The organism is Bacillus sp. 95MFCvi2.1 (assembly GCF_000374965.1).
Lineage (GTDB): Bacteria > Bacillota > Bacilli > Bacillales > Bacillaceae_G > Bacillus_A > Bacillus_A pseudomycoides.
On record NZ_KB895693.1, the window covers coordinates 100,930 to 112,241 of the forward strand.

Below are 11,312 nucleotides of genomic sequence, written 5' to 3' on the forward strand. Positions count from 1 at the left end.
TATATTATGAAAAAAAATTTATTATTTGTTATGCCTAGTCTATCTGCTGGTGGTGGAGAAAAGAGTCTAGTAAACTTATTATCTCAAATAGATTATCAGTTATATAATGTAGATTTATTTTTGTTTAACCATGAAGGTATATTTATGGAATTTGTACCAAAAGATGTACAAATTTTACCTATACCAGAAACATATAAGACGTTTACTTTACCTTTGTTTAAATCGGTCAAAACGTTTTTATTAAAAGGAGAAATATCGCTAGCCTATAATAGATGTATGTTCACCATAAAGAATAGAGCAGGAAAAAATACATCGATAAAGGAACAATACAGCTGGAAATATATCGCTAAGTCTTTAAATGAAATTGAGAAACAGTATGATGCTACTATAGGGTTTTTAGAAAAAACCGCTACATATTTTTGTGTAGATAAGGTGAAAGCACATAAGAAAATAGGATGGGTACATATTGACTATAATAAATTAGGGATGGATTCGAACTTTGATGCTTTGTACTTCAGAAAGCTAAACAATATAGTTACAGTATCGGAAGAGTGTGCCAATATCCTAAAAAACAGATTTCCTAATCAAAAAGATGAGATAAGCGTTATTTATAATATTGTATCACCGACAATGATACATAAAATGGCTAACCAGGAAAATAAGGATGTTTATACTAAGAAAGATAATGAAATTATTATACTTTCAGTAGGTAGGCTGCACTACCAAAAAGGCTTTGAAATGGCTATAGAATCCTGTAAGAAACTAATAGATAAAGGGTATAAAGTAAAGTGGAATATTATAGGAGAGGGCGAGGAAAGAGAACAGCTGACTAATTTGATAAAAGCAAATAAATTAGAAAACAATTTCAAATTGTTAGGATTAAAATCTAATCCTTATCCGTATATAAAACAAGCAGATATTTATGCACAGACATCTAAATTTGAAGGGAAATCTATAGCAATTGATGAGGCGAAAATATTGAATAAGCCTATACTTGTTACTGATTTTAGTACCGCGAAAGATCAAATTGACAATGAAATAAATGGATTAATTGTAGATATGAAGCCGGAGGCTATTGCAAAAGGAATTGAGAGGCTTATAAAAGATACAGAATTAAGAAAAAAATTAGTAAATAACCTTTCGAAAGAGAAATTAGGAACGGAAGAAGAAATATATAAGTTATATGAAATTCTATAATGGGTGAGGTTCATGAAAAAAAAAATATTATTTATAATGAATAATTTAAATTGTGGTGGGGCTGAAAAAGCCCTAATTTCTTTATTAGGCGTTATAGATTATTCTAAATACAAAGTGGATTTATTTTTATTTAAGCATGAAGGAATATTTATAAATAAGTTACCAAAAGAAGTCACTCTATTACCTGAACCAATAAAGTATAAATATTTTGATATGCCTATAAAAAGGTCTTTGACAGAATTAATGAAAATAGGAGATTTTAAAACGACATTTTCTAGAGGAGTATTAGGGTATCTGGCTAAGACAGAAACGAATGGAGCTATAATCGAACAAAAAATATGGAAATACATGTCGAAATCAATAGATGAAATCAATAAGGAATATGATGTAGCGATAGGATTTCAAGAAAAAAACCCTATATATTTCTGTGTAGACAAGGTAAAAGCGAAAAAAAAGATTGGATGGATACACACGGATTATAATAAATTAGGGATTGATTATAGTAAAGAAAAATTTTATTTTGGTAAACTAGATCATATAGTGACTGTATCAGAAGAGTTAGTTAATATTTTAAGGGATAATTTCCCTGAATATAGAAAGAAAATTGGATGTATACACAATATAGTTTCTTCAAGAATGATAAGGAAAATGTCATTAGAGAAAGTTGATTTTAAAGAAGAGAACGATAGAAGTATATCATTCATTTCGGTAGGAAGATTGGCTAAAGAAAAGGGATTAGATATCTCTTTAGAAGCATTTAATATACTCGTAAAAAAAGGGTACGATCTTAAATGGTATTTGATTGGAGAAGGCAACGTAAGAGAAGAACTTGAAAGACGTATAAGGGAAGAAAAACTAGAAAAAAGAGTAATTTTATTAGGTATAAAAGAAAATCCATATCCATACATAAAGCAAGCAGATATATATATACAGACATCCAGATATGAAGGTAAATCTATTTCTATAGATGAGGCAAAAATACTGGCAAAACCAATATTAATTACTAATTTTGAGACAGCTAATAATCATATAAGAAATAATATCAATGGAGTAATTGCAGAGATGAACCCTATGTCAGTGGCAAAGCATCTTGAGTTATTAATAAAAGAAGAAAAATTAAGAATTAAGTTTATCGATAATCTCAAGAAAGAAGAATTAGGGACAGAGGATGAAGTGAATCATTTGTATAATTTAATGAACAGTTAAGTGTAGCGTTTAAAAATAAGTTAAATAATGAAATACATTCACTGGAGGCAATTATGTTTAATCGGATAAAAAAATCTTTAATGGTAAGATTAGGAATGGTATCTCTTGAGGATTTAACGGTAGAAGCGTGTTTGCAAAGAGGTATGAAGGTAGGGGAAAATTGTAGTGGATTAGCTGGAAGTACAATTGACTATGCTCATTGTTGGCTAATAGAAATAGGTGATAATGTTACATTTGCACCTCAAGTTTATCTCCTTGCACATGACGCCAGTACGAAACGGTATTTAGATTATACCAAAATAGCGAAAGTAAAAATAGAAGACCATGCATTTATAGGGGCAAGGGCTTTAATTATGCCGGGGGTTACAATAGGGAAAAATGCTATTGTGGCCGCGGGAAGTGTAGTAACAAAATCGGTTCCTGAAGGGTGCATAGTTGGAGGAAATCCCGCGAAAATTATAGGGAAAACAAAGGATTATATCAATAAGCACAAATTAAATCTAAAGACAGCAAATCGTTATGATGAAAACTGGACAATAGGTGAGAATATCACACCAGACATGTGTACTAAAATGTCAGAAGAATTAGGTAGTACTGTTGGATATGTTAAATGAGTATTTAAATTATTTTCACGTTGAAAGGGCAATATAAAGATGATATTTCAAATTTTGAGCTATATTGTAATTTTTATTATTTTAATGGTTATTACCATAGACTTAGTACCTGTAATAAAAGATTGGGTACTGAGAATTCATATGGGGAGATATGAAGATAAATCCATATGGAATGAGACTATAACTAAAAAAGGGTCTAAGTGGTTACTAAACACACCAAAAATAAAAGTAACAGACAATACAAGATTAGTTGTAATAGATATGTTGAAAGGGAATTATACGAAAAGCACGATACAACATTGGCAAGAAGCATCATTAGTATTAGGCTTATCTGAGTATTTAAAACATAATGATGATAAGGAAATGAAATCTGAGATTGAAAAATTTTTGAATTCGAAATTTGATAGTAATGGTCAATGGTTAGAAAAACCTAAGCATATAGACGGAGCTATACTTGCTTACGCTATTATGAAGTTGGAATATATTGATATAAACAAATACAAAAAAGCATTAGATTATACATGGGAAATGATTAAGGATCATATAGGTGAGGACGGCACGGTAGAATATAGGAAGTTTATGAAAAGCTACAGATATGTAGATACTATAGGGTTTATATGCCCCTTTTTAGTTTGTTACGGTACTAAATTTAACAAAGATGATTGTATAGATTTAGCAGTGAAACAAATTAAAGAGTATGAGCAATATGGAATGTTAGACAAACATTCACTACCATGTCATGTTTACAAGATTGAGAATAAAGTTCCCCTTGGATTATACGGATGGGGAAGAGGACTTGGTTGGTTTGCTATAGGTCTTATAGATGCGTGGAATGAATTGCCACAAGATAGTAAATATAAATTTGCTTTCGAAGAAAGTGTTAAAAGATTCGCGGAAGCTGCAATGAGCTTTCAACAAGATAATGGTAGTTGGAATTGGACTGTAACTAGAAATGAGAGTAGGTCTGACTCTTCCGCTACAGCTACGCTAGGCTGGTTTATGTTAAATGCCTCAAAGATAGAGAAGGTATCAAAAGAATGCCTAGATAGCACAGAAAAGGCTATGAGTTATTTAATGAAAGTTACGAGGAAAGATGGGGCAGTTGACTTTTCTCAAGGCGATACAAAAGACATAGGGGTGTATTCCACACTGTTCAATATATTGCCGTTTACTCAAGGGTTCTGCATTAGATTAATCAATTCATATTTAAGTAGGAACTAAACCTTCATCCCCTTTACTCATATTTGTATGAGGCAACTTTATTGATAAAGAAAATAAATGATTTGGAAATTCGAACCATTTATTTTTTGGGGAAATGAGAAAGGTGGGAATCATATGTTAAACTCTTTAACGTCATTTAGGTTTATTGCTGCGCTAATGGTTTTCTTATTTCATATGGGTGTGTTTAGCCAATATCAATTAGGTTCAGCGGGCGTTCAATTCTTTTTTGTTTTATCTGGCTTTATTTTAGCTTATAACTATCATTCTAAATTTACAGAGCTAAATAAACACAGTATCAAAAAATTCTATAAAGCAAGATTTTCTAAAGTATATCCAGTTCATGTATTAACCTTTCTTCTTTCTGCACCATTAGTTATTTTATACTTTCACCCTAATAGTTTATATTTTATAAAACTTGCTTTTATGTCAATCATTAATTTGCTATTGATACAAAGCTTCGTACCTAGTCAGGGTACTTATTTCAATTTTAACGGCGTTTCGTGGACATTATCGGTTGAAGCTTTCTTTTATGTTATGTTTCCGTTTCTGCTATGGGTATTTATGAAACTTAAAGTTAAAAAGAACATCATTACATCCATATTGGTATTCTTGGTAGTATGGATAATTTTATTTCTATTGAATAAAAACTTGGATGAAGATAATCCATTTTTTATTTGGATATTACATATTTTTCCAGTTACTAGATTGTTCGAATTTTCAACGGGTATACTTCTGGGATTGATTTATATTGAAAAATCCGATAAAGCAAACTTTAACAAAAACATATTTACTGTTTTAGAACTACTATGTTTACTTTTATCCATTGCCTTATTATCGTATTCGATAAAATTAGATGTAGGAATTGTTCGTGGTGTTTATTTTGTCCCACTATGGTGCTTGTTAATTTTCACCTTTTCATTTCAATGCGGTATATTTTCAAAATTATTATCACAAAGGCTATTTGTTTACTTAGGTGAAATTAGTTTCTCATTTTATATGATTCACCAAATAGTGATACGATACTTGGATTTCTTGAAGTTAGAAAATACATATAGTTTTGTGGTTTGTTTAATAGTTTCTTTATTGTTAAGTGCAGTAATTTATCAATTTTATGAAGAGCCGTTACGTAAGAAAATTCGTTTTGGTTTTCAAAAAAAACATCAAAAGATACAAGTGCCTTTACCAAAAGAATTCCTTAAATAAGAGATTTTTATAAAAGATTATTGTTAAATGTAGTCCTAGAAAACAAACATTTTCTTCTTCATAGCTCGAAAAAATTAATATCTTAAGATAACAAGTAGAATAAAGTGTAATAGATTTAGTACGTAAACGAGAGGGAGTATAAATGGATTTTCTTTTTGTAATATTAAAAGATATATTTTCATTTGTAGAAGTTAAGTCTTGAAATAGGCAAATAATTAACTGAAATGATTACTGTGAATAGATGGAAAGAAAAAGTTAGGATAAAAATGAGGGGATTAAATGAGAATAACAGTATTCACTCCAACATACAACAGGAGTTATATCATAGAGAAATTATATAGATCGTTACAAGAACAAACATATACGGATTTTGAATGGCTAGTTATTGATGATGGGTCAAGTGATAATACAGAGGAATTATTCAAGATGTGGAAACTAGAAAAAAACCCATTTCCCATACGGTATTATAAAGTCAAAAACGGAGGGAAACATAGAGCGATTAACAGGGCTGTCGATTTGGCTGAAGGTGAAATGTTCTTTATAGTAGATTCTGATGACGATCTTACAGAAGATGCTTTAGAAAGTATAGTAAGTTGGGAAAATAGCCTAGAAGATAAAAAGCTATTTTGTGGTGTTTCGGGTAATAAAGGGGGGAGTATTGAGGACCTCGTAGGGACAACATTTGAAGGTAAATATATTGATGCAACTTCACTTGAACGGAATACATATAATATAACGGGAGATAAGGCTGAGGTTTTTTATACCGATATATTAAGGAAATACAAGTTTCGTGAGTTTGAAGGGGAAAAATTTATGACAGAGGCTACAGTATGGAATAAAATGGCTTATGAAGGTTATAAAATAAGATGGTTTAATAAAACAATATATATATGTAATTATCTAGAGGATGGTTTAACTCAAAATATGAAGGAGATATTCGCCGGAAGTCCTAAAGGTACAGCATATTATATGAAGCAGCAAATTGAATTTTATAAGTGTGGTCCAAAGGGTAGATTATCCTATTATAATTTATATTACGATTTTGTTAAGTCTAATTTAAATGTAAAGAAGGCCGCAGAATACTTAGGTATTCAACCGGTTACTTTAATGGCGGCTATCTTTTTAGCTAAATGTAAAAAAATTATATCAAGAAGGTCTTAAAATGAGGATAAAAAACTCCATAATTAATATATCTGCTGGGATCGGAAACCAAATCATTGTTACATCTTTAAGCTTCATTTCACGAACTGTATTTATCAATAGTTTAGGTATTGAATATCTAGGTATAAATGGATTCCTTACTAATATATTATCCATGCTTTCTTTAGCTGAGGCAGGGATAGGTGCTAGTATAATGTATAGTCTTTATAAGCCGGTTGCAGAGAACGATCAAGAAAAGATTAACGTACTTATGAGATTGTATCGGAAAGCATATATGGTAATCGCCTTAATTGTCTTGTTACTTGGATTGTCCTTGATGCCATTTCTTGGTTATTTCATTAAAGATTCGAATGTCGAAAATATCCATTGGATTTATCTTATTTTTCTATTCAATACAGTTGTACCTTATTTGTACATGCATAAGAATTCATTCTTAAGTGTTTCGCAAAAGGGTTATATTGTAACAGGAATATATTCTATATCTTCAATTGCATCTGCTTGTCTCAAGATTGGAATACTTCATTTTACAAAAAATTATATTCTATACTTAGTTATTGATAGTGTGATAACAGTCGCTACTAGTATTGTTTTGGCAATTATAGTCAACAGGATGTATCCATTTTTAAAAGAGAAAGTTTCGGGTGTATTAGATGCTGAAACTAAAGAGAAAATTGTTAAGAATGTGAAAGCAATTGTACTACAAAACATAGGGAATTATTTAGTATTGGGTACTGATAACATTATTATATCTTCATTTATCAGTGTGGCGGCAGTCGGATTATATTCTAATTATAATATGTTAATAGATATTTGTAGAAACTTTACTTATCAAATCTTTAATAATACATATCATAGTGTAGGAAATTTAGTAGCAGAGGAAAGTGTAGAGAAGGTTTATAGTGTGTATAAAGTCTATATGCTTTTAAATTTTTGGTTATACTCATTCTTCTCTATACTTTTATGCATTACAATAGAACCTTTTATCACTTTATGGATTGGAACCGAGTATCTTATGAGCAAAAGTGTGTTGCTTGTATTAATAATTATTTTTTATGAAAGGGGCATGAGGAATTCCATAACGACTGTAAAAACTACAGCGGGTGTTTTTCATGAGGATAGATATGCGCCTTTGGTTCAAGCTGCTGTTAATTTAGTAATTTCTATTGTATTAGTTAAGTATATGGGAATAATAGGTGTCTTTATTGGTACACTTGTAAGTGTGCTTGTTGTTCCTTTCTGGATTACTCCTTATTTAGTATACAAAAATGTATTTAATAGGTCTGTAATGGATTATTTCTTGAAATACTCCTACTACGCAGCGATAGGTATAGGAACGTATTTTATTACAAGTTTTTTGAGCAATTTCACGTTATCAAACCATTTCTTGGAGTTATTGTTAAAGGGAATGATTTGTATCATAGTTCCTAATGTGATTTATATATTGATTTTTCATAAAACAACAGAGTTTAAATATTTATTTGGGATTATTAGAGGGATTTCACAAAAGTTATTAAAAAAATTCAATTTAAACAAGAAAATTTCTTGTTAATTTTAACTAAGATATTGTTAAATTCTATTACCATACGTTTTAGGGAAAGCCCTGTGAACTATAGACTATGGAATGAAGCCCTTCTTAGTTCATACTGATTGATTAGGGAGAAGATGGTGACTACGGCCAAATATGTATTCAATGATGTATCTATTGATGCAAGTACAAATGCTAGATTAATAGATGATACTATCATTAACTGAATGTAGAAATAATAAACCGCTATCTTTGTATAAAAATATAGCGGTTTTATTATGGACTTAGGCGTCCGGTACTTTAGGAAACGAAGGATTGTATCTATAACATACTGAGTGAAGAAATTTATAGAAGAATATACACTGCAAATGACTTTCATGTTATGTATATGAAACTGAGGGTAGGATTAAATTGGAGAGAATTACTAAAAAGTAATTAGAAGATTGGAATCCTGTTCTGTGGGGAACTCTCTAAAAAATTTTCGATTGGAGTATAATTATTTATGAAAAGATTTTTTGATTTATTCGTTTCTTTATCATTATTGGTGTTACTGTTAGTTCCTATTAGTATAGTAGCCGTATTAGTTAGATGTAAGTTAGGTTCCCCCATCATATTTAAGCAGCAACGCCCGGGATTACATGGTGCGTCTTTTTCTCTTTATAAGTTTAGATCTATGACTGATGAGAAAGATAGCAACGGCAATCTGTTGCCTGATGATGTAAGGTTTACTAAGTTTGGGGGATTTCTTAGAAAGTGTAGTTTGGATGAGTTGCCACAGTTATTCAATGTTATAAAAGGCGATTTAAGTTTAGTAGGTCCCAGACCACTATTAATGGAATATTTGGAGTTATATACAGAAGAACAATCTAGGCGGCATATGGTAAGACCAGGAATTACAGGATGGGCTCAAGTGAATGGAAGAAATGCAATTTCATGGGAAGAGAAATTTGATTTTGATGTGTGGTATGTCGATAATAGGACTTTTTGGCTTGATATGAAAATTTTGTTGTTAACGGCAAAGAAAGTATTTAAGTCAGAAGGAATCAATCAGGTTGGGCATGTAACTGTGGAAAAATTTAATGGTACAAAGAATTCTTGAGGAGGTGAGATGGATGCGAATAATTATGATTGGGGCAGGTGGTCATAGTAAAGTAATCCGAGATATTATCCTATCGTATGGAAATTATGAAATCATTGCGCAATTAGATGATGTGTATAAAGAGTTAAAAGTTGAGGATGGCGTTTATTTTGGACCTATTTCTGCAGCTGTAAAGTTAATGGATGAGCATGTAGATACAAAGTTCGTGATAGCTATAGGAAATAACAGAACAAGAAAGATAATTATGGAGCAGTTAGAGATTCCCAGTCATCGCTATGCGACGCTTATACATAAACAATCTATTGTTAGTTTAAGTGCAAAGATTGGAGCTGGTACGGTTGTGATGCCTGGTGCAATTATTAATGCAGATGTTGAAATTGGGAATCACGTTATTGTCAATTCAGGCGCTATTATTGAACATGATAATAAGGTAAAAGATTTTGCACATATTTCCCCAAATGCAGTGCTTACAGGATCCGTTACTGTAGGAACAGGAGTACATATAGGAGCAGGAGTTAATGTAATTCCAAATATTACAATTGGCGATTGGTCCGTTATCGGTGCCGGAGCAACAGTGATCTGTGACATTGTAGCGAATTGTAAAGCAGTTGGCATTCCAGCTAGAGTAATAAAAAAAGAATTATAGGAGAGTGTTTAAAGTGGTATATTCACAGGAAAAAACAAGAATCTATCTCTCCGCTCCACATATGAGCGGTAATGAACAAAAATATATAGGGGAAGCATTTGATATGAATTGGATTGCTCCACTTGGTCCAAATGTAGATGCGTTTGAAAGTGAACTTTCATCCCATGTTGGAGTTCTTGATGCGGCTGCAGTTAGTTCAGGAACCTCTGCTATCCATTTGGCACTTCGCTTACTGGATGTAAGAGATGGAGATACGGTATTTTGTTCGAGTCTTACTTTTATAGCGAGCGCAAATCCAATTTTATATTTAGGGGCTAAACCAGTATTTATTGATTCTGAGCTTGAAACATGGAATATGTCGCCACAAGCTTTAGAACGTGCATTACGTGATGCAAATGAGAAAGGAATACTTCCGAAAGCAGTCATTGTTGTAAATTTATATGGACAAAGCGCTAAAATGGATGAAATTCTTTCGTTATGTAATGAATATGATATCCCAGTGATAGAAGATGCAGCGGAATCGCTCGGTTCTTCCTATAAAGGTAAAGCAAGCGGGACATTCGGAAAATTTGGTATTTATTCGTTCAACGGCAATAAAATCATTACAACTTCAGGTGGAGGTATGCTTGTTTCGAATGATGTCGAGGCATTGAGAAAAGCAAGATTTTTAGCTACTCAAGCAAGAGATCCGGCTCCACACTACCAACATAGTGAGGTTGGATATAATTATCGTATGAGTAATATTTTAGCGGGTGTAGGTAGAGCGCAGCTGCAAGTCTTACGGGATAGAGTACAGGCAAGGAGAAAAATATTTGATAGATACTATCAAGAATTATCTCATATTCCAGGGGTACAGTTTATGCCTGAGTTAGAGGATACTTATTCAAACCGATGGCTTACAGTTCTTACTGTAGATGAAGAAAAAATAGGAGTATCGATTCAGACATTACTGAAACAACTGGAAAATGAAAACATTGAGGCGCGTCCTGTTTGGAAACCTCTTCATATGCAACCGCTATTTGAGGGAATAACTTATTATTCTCATAGTGAACGTGAAGATATTGCTAGAAAACTATTTGAAACCGGTCTATGTCTTCCATCTGGATCAGGTATGACAGAGCAAGATCAGACAAGAGTTATTACATGTATTAAGAATATATTGACGGTAAGTGCTGGCATGTAAAGATAAAAAATAGAAAGAGCTTCAATTAAGAAAGGCGTTAATGAACTAGGAGGATTTAATATCTTATTCAGTGCCGTTTTTGTGAAATTTCATTTTACGGAAAAAAAATTTTTTTGAATGAAAGTCACGGCAATCCCTATAAAGAGTGAAATAGTAAGCGTACATAATCTTGTGGTAAATGCGAATTATATTCTTTGCTAGCATTATTAGTGGTGAACGCATATTATATCATCCCCTTTGTGAAAATGGTATAAATA

At 31.8% G+C, this 11,312-nt stretch carries 10 protein-coding genes; all 10 read left to right on the forward strand.

Annotation, left to right across the window (positions count from 1 at the left end):
* Nucleotides 1–6: 6 nt before the first annotated feature.
* The 10 genes from C568_RS0108125 to C568_RS0108175 all read left to right on the forward strand — a co-directional run bounded on the left by C568_RS0108125 (nucleotide 7) and on the right by C568_RS0108175 (nucleotide 11,055).
* Nucleotides 7–1,197 (forward strand): glycosyltransferase, encoded by a 1,191-nt coding sequence (locus C568_RS0108125; RefSeq protein ID WP_003202144.1) that lies wholly within the window; start codon nucleotides 7–9, stop codon nucleotides 1,195–1,197.
* A 12-nt stretch (nucleotides 1,198–1,209) separates the two neighbouring features.
* Complete coding sequence (locus C568_RS0108130) at nucleotides 1,210–2,403, forward strand: glycosyltransferase (RefSeq protein WP_018781209.1); 1,194 nt, start codon at nucleotides 1,210–1,212, stop codon at nucleotides 2,401–2,403.
* Nucleotides 2,404–2,456: 53 nt separating this feature from the next.
* Complete coding sequence (locus tag C568_RS0108135; protein ID WP_018781210.1) at nucleotides 2,457–3,017, forward strand: acyltransferase; 561 nt, start codon at nucleotides 2,457–2,459, stop codon at nucleotides 3,015–3,017.
* Nucleotides 3,018–3,056: 39 nt separating this feature from the next.
* A complete protein-coding gene (locus C568_RS0108140; protein WP_018764964.1) occupies nucleotides 3,057–4,238 on the forward strand; it encodes a glycoside hydrolase family 88 protein in 1,182 nt (393 codons plus the stop codon).
* Between the two features lie 114 nt (nucleotides 4,239–4,352).
* Nucleotides 4,353–5,441, forward strand: coding sequence for an acyltransferase family protein (locus tag C568_RS0108150; RefSeq protein WP_018781212.1), 1,089 nt, complete (start codon nucleotides 4,353–4,355; stop codon nucleotides 5,439–5,441).
* Nucleotides 5,442–5,720: 279 nt separating this feature from the next.
* A complete protein-coding gene (locus tag C568_RS0108155; RefSeq protein ID WP_018781213.1) occupies nucleotides 5,721–6,602 on the forward strand; it encodes a glycosyltransferase family 2 protein in 882 nt (293 codons plus the stop codon).
* Between the two features lies 1 nt (nucleotide 6,603).
* The gene (locus C568_RS0108160; RefSeq protein ID WP_018781214.1) at nucleotides 6,604–8,151 is read left to right on the forward strand and encodes a lipopolysaccharide biosynthesis protein; all 1,548 of its coding nucleotides are present in this window, start codon (nucleotides 6,604–6,606) and stop codon (nucleotides 8,149–8,151) included.
* Between the two features lie 478 nt (nucleotides 8,152–8,629).
* Nucleotides 8,630–9,226, forward strand: coding sequence for a sugar transferase (locus tag C568_RS0108165; RefSeq protein WP_003202160.1), 597 nt, complete (start codon nucleotides 8,630–8,632; stop codon nucleotides 9,224–9,226).
* 13 nt (nucleotides 9,227–9,239) lie between these two features.
* Nucleotides 9,240–9,872 (forward strand): acetyltransferase, encoded by a 633-nt coding sequence (locus C568_RS0108170; RefSeq protein WP_018781215.1) that lies wholly within the window; start codon nucleotides 9,240–9,242, stop codon nucleotides 9,870–9,872.
* Between the two features lie 13 nt (nucleotides 9,873–9,885).
* On the forward strand, nucleotides 9,886–11,055 hold the full coding sequence (locus C568_RS0108175) for a DegT/DnrJ/EryC1/StrS family aminotransferase (protein ID WP_018781216.1): 1,170 nt from the start codon (nucleotides 9,886–9,888) through the stop codon (nucleotides 11,053–11,055).
* The last annotated feature ends 257 nt before the right edge of the window (nucleotides 11,056–11,312 follow it).

Bases quoted from the DNA above. Each gene is read 5' to 3' on its own strand.
- C568_RS0108125 (WP_003202144.1), top strand. From the start codon at position 7: ATGAAAAAAAATTTATTATTTGTTATGCCTAGTCTATCTGCTGGTGGT.
- C568_RS0108130 (WP_018781209.1), top strand. From the start codon at position 1,210: ATGAAAAAAAAAATATTATTTATAATGAATAATTTAAATTGTGGTGGG.
- C568_RS0108135 (WP_018781210.1), top strand. From the start codon at position 2,457: ATGTTTAATCGGATAAAAAAATCTTTAATGGTAAGATTAGGAATGGTA.
- C568_RS0108140 (WP_018764964.1), top strand. From the start codon at position 3,057: ATGATATTTCAAATTTTGAGCTATATTGTAATTTTTATTATTTTAATG.
- C568_RS0108150 (WP_018781212.1), top strand. From the start codon at position 4,353: ATGTTAAACTCTTTAACGTCATTTAGGTTTATTGCTGCGCTAATGGTT.
- C568_RS0108155 (WP_018781213.1), top strand. From the start codon at position 5,721: ATGAGAATAACAGTATTCACTCCAACATACAACAGGAGTTATATCATA.
- C568_RS0108160 (WP_018781214.1), top strand. From the start codon at position 6,604: ATGAGGATAAAAAACTCCATAATTAATATATCTGCTGGGATCGGAAAC.
- C568_RS0108165 (WP_003202160.1), top strand. From the start codon at position 8,630: ATGAAAAGATTTTTTGATTTATTCGTTTCTTTATCATTATTGGTGTTA.
- C568_RS0108170 (WP_018781215.1), top strand. From the start codon at position 9,240: ATGCGAATAATTATGATTGGGGCAGGTGGTCATAGTAAAGTAATCCGA.